Origin of the sequence: Pediococcus parvulus, assembly GCF_964063155.1 — a bacterium.
Lineage (GTDB): Bacteria > Bacillota > Bacilli > Lactobacillales > Lactobacillaceae > Pediococcus > Pediococcus parvulus.
The window spans coordinates 1,712,133-1,725,829 of sequence record NZ_OZ061292.1 but is presented as its reverse complement, the minus strand read 5'-3'; the positions used below and the strand labels follow the sequence as shown (position 1 = coordinate 1,725,829).

The window sequence follows — 13,697 nt, the reverse complement described above, 5'->3', positions numbered from 1 at the left end:
ACTAAATTTTGATACATACAAGCGAAGACGAATACTTGGACAAATTCGTGAATTCCGGTATGATAGTACGCGTGTAGATTAATAACGAAATGAAACTTTTAAAATGAAATGGTGGCAGCATGAATAAACGAAATTTAGATGCAAAGAGAATTGTAATTAAAATTGGAACTAGCTCGCTGTTGTATCAAGACACCAGTAAATTAAATTTGCGTTCAATTGAGCGTCTCGCGTTTGTATTGAGCGACTTAAAAAACCAAGGCAAGGAGGTTGTTTTAGTTTCTTCAGGTGCAATTGGTGTGGGGATGGGACGACTGGGTTTGTCAAAAAGACCAGATACAATTCCAGCTCAACAGGCAGTTGCTTCTGTGGGACAAGGCGAGTTATTAGGCATTTATGAGCGTGAATTTCAGCACTATGGTAAATCAGTAGCCCAAATGCTACTGACACGGGATGTACTAGTGTATCCCCAAAGTAAAAAGAATGTGTTCAACGCTTTTCAAGAGTTATTAAAAATGAATGTGATCCCAATAGTAAACGAAAACGATACAGTTTCAGTTGATGAATTGGATCACAAAACCAAGTTTGGTGATAATGATCAGTTGTCTGCCATTGTTGCAAATTTGATTGATGCCGATTTGTTGATCATGTTGTCTGATATTGATGGCTTTTATTCAGGAAATCCTTTGTCTAATCCAAGCGCTGAGTTGTACCACACGATTACAAACATTGATGGGTCGATTATTCAGGCTGCCGGCGGTGTGGGCACAAAGTTTGGAACAGGCGGAATGGTTACGAAACTAAAGGCTGCCAAACGAATTTTGAAAAATCATCAAAAAATGATACTGGCAAATGGCAAGAATCCACGAATTATCTATAATATTTTGGCGGGCGATCCAGTTGGAACCCTTTTTGAACCAAAAGAAGTTGTCACGAAAGAAGGACTAGCATGATCACATTAACGCAGATGGGTCAAAATGCAAAAAATGCAGAACAACAGCTTTCCCAATTATCAACAATCAAAAAAAATCAAGTTTTGAAGGCTATGGCACGAGAAGTACGAAAAAGTTCAGATGCTATTTTAAAAGCAAATGCAATTGACATGCAGGATGCCGAAAAAAATGGTGTTAAAAAAGTTATGTTGGATCGTTTAAAACTTGATGATGACCGTATTGCTAGCATGGCAGATGGCTTGGAAGAAGTTGCGGGATTGGCCGATCCAATTGGTGAAGTTCTGAAGGGATGGACTACCGAAACGGGATTGGATATTTCCCAAGTTCGGGTACCATTAGGTGTGATTGGTATGATCTATGAAGCACGGCCAAACGTAACGGTTGATGCAGCTGGATTGACGTTTAAATCCGGGAATGCGGTCATTTTACGTGGCGGTAAAGAGGCCATTCATTCTAATCAGGCGCTTGTGACGGCGCTACGAACTGCCTTAAAGACCGAAACAATTGCAGAGGATAGTATTCAACTTATTACCGATACTTCCCATGAAACGGCGACCGCTTTAATGCAACTGACAGCCTATTTGGATGCGTTAATTCCTCGAGGAAGTGCCAAGTTTATTCAAATGGTTGTTCAAAAGGCTAAAGTCCCGGTAATCGAGACAGGGGCAGGTAATTGTCATGTTTATGTCGACGAGGGGGCTGATTTACAAATGGCCACAAATATTATTGTGAATGCCAAAACACAACGCCCTTCGGTATGTAATGCCATGGAAAAATTGGTGGTAAATGAGGCAGTGGCTGAGGAGCTATTACCAATGGTTGCTAAAGCCTTAAAGCCGTTTAATGTTGATTTACGCGGGGATGAACGGGCAAAGTCAATTTTACCCGATATTAGTTTGGCAACTGAAGAAGATTGGGGAACAGAATACAACGATTATATTATGGCTATAAAAGTGGTTGATGATTTGGATCAGGCAATCGACCATATAAATCGTTATAATACCAAGCATAGTGAAGCCATTATTACAAACAACTATGCACACAGCGAGCAATTTACCAAAGAAATTGATGCAGCGGTTGTCTATGTGAATGCATCGACCCGGTTTACGGATGGCTATGAATTTGGATTTGGTGCTGAAATCGGCATTAGTACTCAAAAATTGCATGCCCGTGGACCAATGGGCCTTAATGAAATCACGTCAACTAAATATGTGATTCGTGGAAACGGACAAGTACGAAAATAGAAAAAAGCTTTTGGCTGGTTAGAATTAGCGGGTCTACACTTTCTGGTATTGGTGAATAACTAATACCGGTTTTTTGTCTGTTTTGAAAATCAGAAAAATAAAAAAGGACATCTGTCCTCTTTGTGCTACGATTTAATCGCCAAAACAAATCGAAAAGAGGAAATTCAGATGTCCCTAACTAATTCTATCTTATGCTTATTCGAAATAACAGACCCGAACTTAATTGTCACTGGTATTTCTAAAGAACGGTGTTCCACAAACCAACGTATTCATGTCGTCCATGCAACTTTGTCTTATCAACTTTTAAAGTGCCCACATTGTGGCCATAAAAGCTTAATTAAAAACGGAACTCACATGAGTCACCTGCGTTTAGGAACCTTATCCGGTGGTCGTTACGAAATGCATTTAAAACGTCAAAGATACCAATGTAAAGATTGTTCAAAAACCTGTGGTGCTAAAACTAAGTTGGTTAATCGTAACGAAACTTTCACACATAATATCAAACATCAAGTGATCGTTTTGGCACGCGATATGTTGACGAGTAAAGAAATTGCTAAACTTTGTGGAATTTCGCCAAGCAGTGTTCAACGAATCCTAAATGCCAATATTCACTTAGCCTATCGTGTTAAACATCTCCCAGAGAATCTTTGCTTTGATGAATTTCGTTCCTGTAATCACTGGATGTCCTTTAATTGTTGCGATGCCGTTAGTCATCGCCGAATTGTTACTTTAAAAGATCGGCTAAGTAAAGATATCATTGACTACTTTGAAGCTCGTTTTTCGGTTCAAGAACGTGCCCAAGTTCAATCAGTGACGATTGACATGAATGCTGAATATGGCAGCTTCATTCATCGCTTATTTCCCAATGCGGCCACGATTATCGATCGTTTCCATATTATTCAACTGGCTGGGCGTGCCTTAGATAATGAACGCACGCAGACCATTCGTACTATCCAAGATAAGCATTCACGAATTTATCATATTTTAAAATCTCAATGGCGTTTATTTCATCTTGATGAAATAAAAGTTAATGATTCTAAGGCTGTTTATTTACGCGGAATTAACGAGTATATGACGCAACAAAACGCCATTGATTTAGCTCTAGACGCTTTTCCCAGATTTAGATCTGTGTATCAAACCTATCAAGGTATCTTAAGTGCCATACACCAAAAGGATGCTAATGCGTTCCAATCCTTACTTACTAACTACCAACCCACTAGTAATCAAATGGACATAACGATCAACACGTTTATCAAAAATGGTTCAGCCCTTCTAAACAGTTGTCGTTATCCATTTTCCAACGGTCCAATTGAAGGACTTAATCGTAAAATCAAGGCATTAAAGCGTAACTGTTTTGGTTTTCGAAATATTGACAACTTCTTTATCCGGATTAGTTTAATTCATGAGTAAACAAAAAGCACATTCACCGAAGTGAATGTGCCGTTCAAAATCTCCACCAATACGATTTGACAGAGACCCGAATTAGCTAACTTTGCCAAAAGCTTTTTTAAGTGAAACTAGTAGTTACTAATTTCGATTAAATTGGCGTCTGGATCACGGACATAGACGGAAGTGAGTTTGCCGTGAGCGCCAGTTTTTTGAACTGGTCCTTCAATAATGTCGACATAATAACTCTTGAGATGGTTAATCACTTCGGGAAGTTTGTCTTTAACCACAATGCAAAGGTCAGCAGAACCCGGTGTTGGTTTATCAGCAACGGGTTCATGTGGTTCGTCGACAAGCTGAAAGTTAATTTTTTGTTTGCCACAAAGAACGGCTTTTCGATCGGCATCAAACGTTAAGATTGGCATGTCGAAAACTTCATGATAGAAACGCAGACTTTTTTCGATGTCAGTAACTGTTAAAACAAGGTGATCAATTTCACGAACGTTCATGATAGAAAACTTCCTTACTAAAGTATGATTAATTTAATAACAATAGTATAGCATAATCTATATTTGAAAATAATTTGAGCACCAGTTAAAAGCTAGCCCTGATGAAATTGTAAGCACTATCTTTTTAAAAAGTGTGATTGGCTGGTGAATTGCCTTAGTTGACGGTGTTTAGACCTTTGTGATACGGTTGTTATTAGTTGTTTTAGGAACGGATAGAAAGTGAGAATTATGAGTATATTATCAGTAGCAAACTTATCCCATGGATTTGCGGATAAAAAATTATATGACGATGCCGGTTTTGAACTGAACAAACAAGATCATATGGGGATTGTTGGTCAAAACGGGGCAGGGAAAAGTACCTTAATTAAAATTTTAACAGGGACAATTTTACCTGATGAAGGCAGTGTGAAGTGGCAAAATAAGGTCACTTATGGTTATTTGGATCAGTATGCGGATATTCCAGATGGCGATACCCTTTATCAATTTTTGACTACGGCGTATGCCCATTTATTTGCCTTGAAAGATAAAATGGACAAGTGCTATGCGGATTATGCCGAAAATTTAGATGATGACCTATTAGAAAAAGCTGGCCGAATTCAAGAAACCTTGGAAGCCAATAACTTTTATGATATTGATACGGAAATTGCTCGTGTCATGACAGGTCTGGGTTTGGACGATATTGGTCGTGATCACATTGTCAGTGAAATGAGTGGCGGACAGCGGTCAAAGATTATCTTGGCGAAACTCCTTTTGCAGAATCCTGATGTGTTACTTTTGGATGAACCGACCAACTACTTGGATACTGCACATATTGACTGGCTAGAAAATTATTTAACCAACTTTACGGGAGCCTTTATTGTTATTTCCCATGATTACGACTTTTTGACTGAAATTACGAACTGTATTTGTGACGTAGCGTTTGGAAAAATCACGAAATATCGTGGTAATTTCAAAGCCGCAATGAAACAAAAGGATGCCCGAAAAGAGGCCCAATTGAAGGCTTTCGAGAAGCAACAGGTTGTGATTGAAAAAGCTGAAAAATTTATTCGAAAGAACAAGGCCGGTTCTCATTCGACAATGGCGAAGTCTCGAGAAAAGATGTTGTCACATCTAGATCGGATTGATCCACCAAGTGAGAATTTGCGTTCACACTTTGATTTTCCCTATCTGGAAACAGGTTCACAAAATGCCGTCGCTGTTAAAAAGTTGGCTGTGGGTTATGGAAAACGTCAATTACTTGAACCAGTTACCTTTAGCTTGACGGCCGGCGAAAAGATTGCCTTTTCTGGATTTAATGGAGCTGGTAAATCAACCTTAATTAAATCAATTTTAGGAAGAATTCCGGCTTTAAGTGGCACAACAGTCTTTTCTCCATCTTCTAAAGTGAATTATTTCAGCCAAGAGTTAATCTGGGATAACCCTGAATTGAATCCTTTGGAAACAATTCAAGAAAAGTATCCCACAATGTTACCCAAAACTATTCGAACCAAACTTGCAAAATGCGGAATCAATGCGGCTGATACCCAAAAGCCAATGCACATTTTAAGTGGTGGTGAGCAAACAAAGGTTAAGCTTTGTTTGTTGGAATTAGTTGAGTCTAACTTTTTAGTGATGGATGAACCGACGAACCATTTGGATGACGAAACGAAAGCTGCTTTGAGTGAAGCCTTACAAAAATTCAAGGGTAATTTGATCGTTGTCAGTCATGAGGACGGTTTTTATACCAACTGGATTGATAAAGAATTAAATGTTGAGAAATTACGGATTGATAAATAAGGACCAGAAACGTAAAACGGAACAGAGAAATTTTTGGGTCTCTGTCAAATCGTATTGGTGGAGATTTTGAACGGCACATTCACTTCGGTGAATGTGCTTTTTGTTTACTCATGAATTAAACTAATCCGGATAAAGAAGTTGTCAATATTTCGAAAACCAAAACAGTTACGCTTTAATGCCTTGATTTTACGATTAAGTCCTTCAATTGGACCGTTGGAAAATGGATAACGACAACTGTTTAGAAGGGCTGAACCATTTTTGATAAACGTGTTGATCGTTATGTCCATTTGATTACTAGTGGGTTGGTAGTTAGTAAGTAAGGATTGGAACGCATTAGCATCCTTTTGGTGTATGGCACTTAAGATACCTTGATAGGTTTGATACACAGATCTAAATCTGGGAAAAGCGTCTAGAGCTAAATCAATGGCGTTTTGTTGTGTCATATACTCGTTAATTCCGCGTAAATAAACAGCCTTAGAATCATTAACTTTTATTTCATCAAGATGAAATAAACGCCATTGAGATTTTAAAATATGATAAATTCGTGAATGCTTATCTTGGATAGTACGAATGGTCTGCGTGCGTTCATTATCTAAGGCACGCCCAGCCAGTTGAATAATATGGAAACGATCGATAATCGTGGCCGCATTGGGAAATAAGCGATGAATGAAGCTGCCATATTCAGCATTCATGTCAATCGTCACTGATTGAACTTGGGCACGTTCTTGAACCGAAAAACGAGCTTCAAAGTAGTCAATGATATCTTTACTTAGCCGATCTTTTAAAGTAACAATTCGGCGATGACTAACGGCATCGCAACAATTAAAGGACATCCAGTGATTACAGGAACGAAATTCATCAAAGCAAAGATTCTCTGGGAGATGTTTAACACGATAGGCTAAGTGAATATTGGCATTTAGGATTCGTTGAACACTGCTTGGCGAAATTCCACAAAGTTTAGCAATTTCTTTACTCGTCAACATATCGCGTGCCAAAACGATCACTTGATGTTTGATATTATGTGTGAAAGTTTCGTTACGATTAACCAACTTAGTTTTAGCACCACAGGTTTTTGAACAATCTTTACATTGGTATCTTTGACGTTTTAAATGCATTTCGTAACGACCACCGGATAAGGTTCCTAAACGCAGGTGACTCATGTGAGTTCCGTTTTTAATTAAGCTTTTATGGCCACAATGTGGGCACTTTAAAAGTTGATAAGACAAAGTTGCATGGACGACATGAATACGTTGGTTTGTGGAACACCGTTCTTTAGAAATACCAGTGACAATTAAGTTTGGGTCTGTTATTTCGAATAAGCATAAGATAGAATTAGTTAGGGACATCTGAATTTCCTCTTTTCGATTTGTTTTGGCGATTAAATCGTAGCACAAAGAGGACAGATGTCCTTTTTTATTTTTCTGATTTTCAAAACAGACAAAAAACCGGTATTAGTTATTCACCAATACCAGAAAGTGTAGACCCAAATTTTTCTCTGTTCCGCTTTTTAGTTCATTTTGAGATTTGGTTAGGTGGGTCTGGATAATCGAATTAGGGGTCGATTCTGATACTGTAAGCCGTGTCTGTATGAAACCTTGGCCAATAGCACAAACAACGAGCAATAAGATGAGCAATCCACTAAATACGGGATGTTTAGACTTTTTTGGCGGAGACTGGTTAACCGTTAGTTTAGACGTATGCCATAAATTGACAAAGAAGTTTGGGAGATACCAAATCAAAATGAGATCAAAAGCAATAAGTAAAAATTGCAGCACATTTGGCAAAGTAACCAAAACCGAAGAAATTTTGATCCCACCGGAATTGTTTGCATAGGGGAGAACTGTCATTGAATTCCCTACTTTTTGCTGATTATAAAAGTAGGTGGGCACATCCCGGATAACTCTTTGATCAATTCCCAAATCGTTTTGAAATTTCAGGGTAAGATTGTTTGTAGTGTAAGAAGCTTGTCCATAACGGGTTCTGGTTTTAATGTTAGTTTGCTTTTTTTTCACGATTTTAGCCTTAGTTGGAATGGTATAAGTTGACGATTGAAAAAAGTCAAAGGCTAAGGGCTCAAAATAGTTGGTGTAGCTCCATTGGGTTAAACCTATCAATACTAAAAGTACTGTGATTAAAAGATCTAGATGTACCAAGTTATATAGCACAGTTGGATTTCCCAATTTGAAATGGGCAATTCCTTTTAAAATAAGACGAATTAAATAACTTATGGTAACTAAGAGCGAACCACCAAGAAAGAGGGGTAAAGATCGCCAATCAACTTTTAAAGATTTGACTGCTAAACGATCATCATAGCGGTGATAAATTGTTCTTGTAATGGCCAGATTTTCGGACTTAGCCCAGGCTTGGTAGTCATTCTTAGTTAGTATAATATGCTTATCATCGCTTGTTTTTCCTTGATAACCGGTTATCTTTCCGTACCTGTTTTGAACGACTGTAATTTGATCAATCGTTTTTGTGCCAACAGGATGCACATTTTGAAAATTATCCTGGCATAAAGATAACCCAAAAATGGCAAACAGAAAACATAGGGCATAGATAAACTCTTGTTTTAATTTTGTCCACATAAGGTGAGACCGTCACTTTGCTTGAATTGTAAGCTGTTAAAAGTTTAGCACACTTTTGTCTACAATTTTCAACTAAATTGGGGAATACTATTAAAAACACAAAAAATCTGAAATTAAGATTATCATCCGAGTCATTTCCGAATGTAACTTAATTCCAGATTTTTAATTTGATATTTAGAATTTGCCACTTTCAACATCACGAAGATAATCAGCAAGGTGTTTGAAGTAAACAGGTGCGTTATCAATCATGTGATGATGGCCACCGTTTGGTGTTGTGACTAAACGAGAATTAGGAATTGCTTGTGCCATCCGTTGTGCAGATTTCAATGGCATGGTTTCATGTTCACCAAAAGTTAACAAAGTTGGCACTTTGATCTTGTGGATTTGATCGCGGATATCCCATTCTTTAAGTTTTCCAGTCACAACAAATTCATTGTCACCTTGGAAAGCGTTGTAAACTGGAACAGCCATTGTATCCACCAAATGTGAAATTGCTGGTGGCTGTTTGCGATCCACATAGCCCTTATTTAAAACTTCAACAAGTTCTTGGTAACGGGCATTATGCCAGTCGCCATTCTTTTCACAATCGCGCATGAACTGAGCGTCTTTAGGTGAGAGTGCCTCGTCACGAATGGCATCTTGATGTTCGAGATATTCATCAATATTATCAACCATGCTGGAAATAATGGCACCCTTCAAATGACTGCCGTATTTCAACGCATAGAGCATGGTTAAAGCGCCACCCCAGGATTGACCAATTAAATAAAAATGATCAATGCCGAGTTTTTGACGAACTTCTTCAACTTCACTCAAGAAATAGTCATAAGTCAAATACTTATCAGCTATTTTAGGATCTGAATAATCAGGTTGATCAGAATACCATGACCCTAATTGGTCATAATAGTGTACCTGAACATTTAACCCTTGTTTCTGGAGTTCATCATGAAAGTTTTCCCAGTATTCATGATTGCCACCGGGGCCACCATGTAAGGCTAGCAAATGAATTTTGCTATCTTCACCGTCTGTATGTGTCCACAAATGATAACCGTTATCCAATGTGATAATTTTTGTTCCTTGTTTCACCAGATCACCCTATTTCGTTTTAGTTAACCCTTATTCTAGCAAAAGAACCGCAACTACTCAATATTTCGGTTCCGATTTTGGGCCCGTTTTCGCATTGTTTTTCGCCAAAATCCACCTTTGATGAATTTTGGTTCGTAGGAAATAATAAACGCGTCGGGATTATTATCCTCAATAAAACTGTAAAGATGTTGTTCCCGTTTTCGGGGAGTTAAAATTTCAAACTCAAGGCGAGCTCCTTCACGACCCTGGGCATTTTTAACGGTGACTCCATAGCCTTCAGCACGAATGGTTTCTGCAAATTGCTTACTTTCATCAGTTTTTGGTAGAATCACATTAACGTCCAACAACCCTAAGCGCAATTTATCTTCTAGCCAGGTGCCAAAGTAAATACCGGCCGCGTAACCAAGGGCATAAGCAGCAATATTCAATACATTGTTGAGTTTGCTTAATACTAAGCTTAAACCCACAACGTAGGTCACAATTTCGGCAATTGATAGCAGGGACGCCCAGAATTTATATCCCTTCATTTCCAATAGTGTGCGGATAGTATTCATTGTGATGTATGCAAAACTCAAAACGAAAATAAGTGCGATTAAACCATAATTCATGAAGATGCCTTCTTTCTTTGAGGATTAATATGGTGCAGTATAACAAAAATAATGGGAACCCGGCAAGGTGGAAAAATATTTTGCCTTGTTTTTCGATTGCCTAAGTTCTTGTTCTAATGGCAATCAATTGGTAGAATTAACTCAAAATTGCAGACAGGGGACGGTTGCTATCAAATTCGATTCAAAAATGGTTGAACAAAACTTAATTCAAGCTGGGTTAGCCATCCAATTGCATACGTTTGATCAGATTGATTCCACCAATGCTGAAGCAAAACGTGTGGGTCAACAAACAGGCAGAATCACGCAGCCGCAGGTATTTATTGCGAATCATCAAACCGGTGGCTATGGGCGTTTAAATCGCGATTTTTATTCACCAAAAGATAGCGGTCTGTATGTGAGTTTTTTAATCCCAATCGCGGCTGAAAACTTTAACCCAGGGCTGTTGACTACAATGACTGCCGTGGCTAGTGTGGAAGCCATTGAAAAACATTTCCCGGTCCGGTTACAAATTAAATGGGTTAATGATTTGATTTTGGCAAATCGAAAAGTGGGTGGAATTCTTGCCGAAGCGATCACAAATCCAGTAACTAACCAAATTATAGGAGTTGTCATTGGAATTGGCGTAAATTTAAGCACAACTAATTTTCCGGATGAGCTTCAAAAAGTTGCTATTTCACTCAGCAATCGGCCAGATGCCAAGGATCAAACGGCTTTTGTAAATGACTTTATTACTAACTTTTTTAACCATTTAGAAACCTATCAAACTGGTGATTTCATGACCCAATATCGAAAAAAGTCTTCCGTAATTGGACATCATGTTCGCGTACAGTTTCAAAATAACACAGTGACAGGTGTCGTTTCAGATATTGATGATGACGGTGCGTTGCTATTGCAAACGGACAATCAGAAATTGAAAATTACCAGTGGCGAGATCATTCACGTGCGGCCAATAAATGAATAAGGACAAGAAAACAGGCTGAAGGAAAATCCTCCAGCCTGTTTTTAGGTTCTGAAACCCGTTTAGCTACGATAACTAAACGATTCAAAACGCAAACTGTCAACTATTTAATTGGTAAACTCATTTTGCACTTGTTAATTTGTAACGAGTACTGCAGTTCTTGGTTACCACGAACTGTGGTACCAAAATCAGTGGCATACACAACTAAACCAAGTTGATGGCCTGCCAACAAGTGATAGAAAGTAGGCTGCAATTCAACCGTCAAGTCGTAAAAATCATTGGCCTTCAGTTCGTCAACTTTATAGTTATTTTTGCGGTTTTGTAAATTAATATGTCCATTCGTAATCATCTTCCAAGGTGTGGCTTCTTTTTGCAAAGTGAACTCGCGAAGATTATCACGTCGCCAATCATAAGTACCACTTAAAGCTTTAGAAGCCAAAATGGTTGGATTGACAGTTAGTCGTTTGGCATCCCCAAAATCAACCAACTGGAAGCTCAACATGCCAAATGGTTCGTTAACTGCCACCCGAATTTGTAATTGAACACGACCGTCAATATAAGTATCTTGATCATATTGACTAGTTTTGAAAATTAAGCGATTATCACGCAAACGGTTCTCACCAGTTGTATCGTGGTTGGTGGTTAATAAATCGCGTTCCCAAACATCAAGATGCTTCTTATAGAAGTCAAACGTATCAGGATCTAGGTGATCACTGAATGAAGCGGCAGCGGTTCGGACTGGCACTGTTTCAGGAACTAATTCTTTGGCTTCAAAATTGAAGATTTGGTGGTTATCCTTTGGTGATTGCCAGTCTTCATACGTGTTCCAAGTTTCTGGTTCAACGTTATCTTGAATTAAAACGTCTGGAAGTAACTCTTTGGCATGATTTTCAATTCCAAACAGTTCATGACTAAACCAAAGATTCATCATATCAGTGAAATCCAGTGAACGAAAGGCATTAATGTAAATGTGTTGGCCCTGATGCAAGATTAATTTCTTAGCAACAGGTACATCACGAAGTGCGTTCCAAAGATTGCCCACATTACGAGGCTTGACGTTCCAGTCATTTAAACCGTGGACCATCACCATGTCAGCTTTGATGTTTTTAACGTTATTCAGATAGTTCCGTGTATCCCAGTAGTGACTGTAATTACCAGTCGTGCGATCCTGATCTTTCGTCATGGCGGCTAAAACTTGATCAAAAAAGGCTTTGATCTTAAGATAGTCACCAGGTTTTTGCATGCGACTAAAGACTTCAGTTGCGAGTACATCCATATCTTCACCTTGGAAGGTATTTGGGGCAGCGACTAAACCGCCATCTCGGTAGTAATCGTACCAACTTGAAATTGCGGCTTCAGAAATTGCAGTTTTCAATCCAGCTACTCCGGTCGTAGCAGCGGCAGTGGCCAAGGTACCAAGGTAAGAACGACCGGTCATTGCAATTTTGCCATTCGACCACCAAGCTTTAATCGCAATATTATCGGTTCTATTGGTGAAAGCCGTGCGATTGCCAGCTAGCCATTCGATAACGGCAATTGTCGAAACAGTTTCAGAGACGGCTCCGGTATCGCGAATCCCGTCTGAGTCTTTAGTTCCAATTCCAGCGGCATAAACAACTGCGAAACCACGTGTGAGAAAGTAGTCGTTTAAAGTATAAGGAGCTTCCATCGCAAAGGTCTCGTCAGCTTCCTTTTGTTCGCCTGCAATTTGACGTTTCGCTGGCAAGGGCTTTGGTTCGTCTTGATAGTGAATATCTTCATAGGTCAGCTCATTTGGTTCTTTTTCCTCCAGCGGCACATCCACGTTGTGCATCATTGCGCTACCGGCTTCATCGTTGATTCCTTGATTATAAGGACTAGCGGTGTATAAAACAGGTGCCTTAAAGCCCTGTTCAGTTTGACGAGGTCGAAGAATTTCTACCTTGAGTAAATCTCGTTTGCCATCTTCATCGGTATCCAAAGGGGCTTCCACATAAACAACATCGCGAATTAACTGATGGGGATCAAATACAGCCTGTGCCTTGCCGTTAAAGAAGAGGGGTTCTGTGGCTTGCTCATAAAATGGCACAAAATAGCCATCTTGCGTTAATTTATCTAAATAAGTTTGACCATTTTTTGTGTGCGTACATAAAAGCAAATACCACGCGTGTAACAGGTCGGCTTTGGACTGGATCAAGTCAGAAACAGTCGGTAGTTGAATCCGTTTCATAGCCTGCAAAGGTTCGTCAAGCTCAAAATCAGTGTCAACATCGAACTGCAAAAGCTGCAAAGCAACACAGTAAAAGACTTCATTAGTGATTGGTTGGGTGTTTTCCAAAAAATCTCCCAGTGTTGTGGTGGGGGTAGCTAAATAATTATCTAATTTTTGTTTAAAAACCGTTTCACTTTTGGCTTCTAAAATAGTTTTGTGTAAGAGCACTTTCCAAACTGCGATTGGGCTCTCTAACTTATCAACAGAATCATCGATAAAGTGAATAGCTCGTAATTCTTTGAGTTCGGTTGCGGGATCCACTGTTTTAATAGCGAATTGATTATTTTTCATAATATAAAAACCTCCGAAAAGTTGTATGGCACCAATTATACGCCAATATAAGTGAA

At 38.9% G+C, this 13,697-nt stretch carries 11 protein-coding genes; 5 read left to right on the top strand and 6 right to left on the bottom strand.

Annotated elements, in window-relative coordinates; all coding sequences use genetic code 11:
- The first annotated feature begins 119 nt into the window (after positions 1 to 119).
- The 3 genes from proB (at position 120) to AB3217_RS08715 (ending at position 3,604) form a co-directional block, all read left to right on the top strand.
- On the top strand, positions 120 to 950 hold the full coding sequence (gene proB / locus AB3217_RS08725) for a glutamate 5-kinase (protein ID WP_068807638.1): 831 nt from the start codon (positions 120 to 122) through the stop codon (positions 948 to 950).
- A complete protein-coding gene (locus AB3217_RS08720) occupies positions 947 to 2,194 on the top strand; it encodes a glutamate-5-semialdehyde dehydrogenase (RefSeq protein ID WP_367365991.1) in 1,248 nt (415 codons plus the stop codon). Before proB ends, AB3217_RS08720 begins: the two co-directional genes overlap by 4 nt.
- 168 nt (positions 2,195 to 2,362) lie before the next feature.
- Positions 2,363 to 3,604 (top strand): ISL3 family transposase, encoded by a 1,242-nt coding sequence (locus AB3217_RS08715; protein ID WP_063697918.1) that lies wholly within the window; start codon positions 2,363 to 2,365, stop codon positions 3,602 to 3,604.
- 107 nt (positions 3,605 to 3,711) lie between these two features.
- Here AB3217_RS08715 and AB3217_RS08710 read toward each other — a convergent pair whose 3' ends face one another.
- A complete protein-coding gene (locus tag AB3217_RS08710; protein ID WP_068807645.1) occupies positions 3,712 to 4,089 on the bottom strand; it encodes a VOC family protein in 378 nt (125 codons plus the stop codon).
- A gap of 228 nt (positions 4,090 to 4,317) precedes the next feature.
- Here AB3217_RS08710 and AB3217_RS08705 point away from each other — a divergent pair, with 228 nt between their 5' ends.
- Positions 4,318 to 5,865 carry an ABC-F family ATP-binding cassette domain-containing protein gene (locus tag AB3217_RS08705; protein WP_057783208.1) on the top strand — a complete coding sequence of 516 codons (1,548 nt, stop codon included), beginning with the start codon at positions 4,318 to 4,320 and terminating at the stop codon, positions 5,863 to 5,865.
- Between the two features lie 104 nt (positions 5,866 to 5,969).
- On the opposite strand, the gene AB3217_RS08700 is transcribed toward AB3217_RS08705, so the two are convergent.
- The 4 genes from AB3217_RS08700 to AB3217_RS08685 all read right to left on the bottom strand — a co-directional run bounded on the left by AB3217_RS08700 (position 5,970) and on the right by AB3217_RS08685 (position 10,147).
- Positions 5,970 to 7,211: an ISL3 family transposase gene (locus AB3217_RS08700; protein ID WP_063697918.1), complete on the bottom strand. Its 1,242-nt coding sequence runs from the start codon at positions 7,209 to 7,211 to the stop codon at positions 5,970 to 5,972.
- Positions 7,212 to 7,316: 105 nt separating this feature from the next.
- Entirely contained in the window at positions 7,317 to 8,450 is a 1,134-nt protein-coding gene (locus AB3217_RS08695) for a hypothetical protein (protein ID WP_367365990.1), read from the bottom strand.
- A 174-nt stretch (positions 8,451 to 8,624) separates the two neighbouring features.
- The gene (locus AB3217_RS08690; protein WP_057783213.1) at positions 8,625 to 9,533 is read right to left on the bottom strand and encodes a proline-specific peptidase family protein; all 909 of its coding nucleotides are present in this window, start codon (positions 9,531 to 9,533) and stop codon (positions 8,625 to 8,627) included.
- Positions 9,534 to 9,586: 53 nt separating this feature from the next.
- On the bottom strand, positions 9,587 to 10,147 hold the full coding sequence (locus AB3217_RS08685; protein ID WP_147206713.1) for a DUF5698 domain-containing protein: 561 nt from the start codon (positions 10,145 to 10,147) through the stop codon (positions 9,587 to 9,589).
- 181 nt (positions 10,148 to 10,328) lie between these two features.
- On the opposite strand from AB3217_RS08685, the gene AB3217_RS08680 reads away from it, so the two are divergent.
- Positions 10,329 to 11,102: a biotin--[acetyl-CoA-carboxylase] ligase gene (locus AB3217_RS08680; protein WP_157077599.1), complete on the top strand. Its 774-nt coding sequence runs from the start codon at positions 10,329 to 10,331 to the stop codon at positions 11,100 to 11,102.
- 100 nt (positions 11,103 to 11,202) lie between these two features.
- Here the strand turns inward: AB3217_RS08680 and AB3217_RS08675 are convergent, their stop codons facing one another.
- Positions 11,203 to 13,641: a Xaa-Pro dipeptidyl-peptidase gene (locus AB3217_RS08675; RefSeq protein WP_068807654.1), complete on the bottom strand. Its 2,439-nt coding sequence runs from the start codon at positions 13,639 to 13,641 to the stop codon at positions 11,203 to 11,205.
- Positions 13,642 to 13,697: the final 56 nt, after the last annotated feature.

Coding starts and splice junctions, on each gene's coding strand:
- proB (WP_068807638.1), top strand. CDS start 120: ATGAATAAACGAAATTTAGATGCAAAGAGAATTGTAATTAAAATTGGA.
- AB3217_RS08720 (WP_367365991.1), top strand. CDS start 947: ATGATCACATTAACGCAGATGGGTCAAAATGCAAAAAATGCAGAACAA.
- AB3217_RS08715 (WP_063697918.1), top strand. CDS start 2,363: ATGTCCCTAACTAATTCTATCTTATGCTTATTCGAAATAACAGACCCG.
- AB3217_RS08710 (WP_068807645.1), bottom strand. CDS start 4,089: ATGAACGTTCGTGAAATTGATCACCTTGTTTTAACAGTTACTGACATC.
- AB3217_RS08705 (WP_057783208.1), top strand. CDS start 4,318: ATGAGTATATTATCAGTAGCAAACTTATCCCATGGATTTGCGGATAAA.
- AB3217_RS08700 (WP_063697918.1), bottom strand. CDS start 7,211: ATGTCCCTAACTAATTCTATCTTATGCTTATTCGAAATAACAGACCCA.
- AB3217_RS08695 (WP_367365990.1), bottom strand. CDS start 8,450: ATGTGGACAAAATTAAAACAAGAGTTTATCTATGCCCTATGTTTTCTG.
- AB3217_RS08680 (WP_157077599.1), top strand. CDS start 10,329: ATGGTTGAACAAAACTTAATTCAAGCTGGGTTAGCCATCCAATTGCAT.
- AB3217_RS08675 (WP_068807654.1), bottom strand. CDS start 13,641: ATGAAAAATAATCAATTCGCTATTAAAACAGTGGATCCCGCAACCGAA.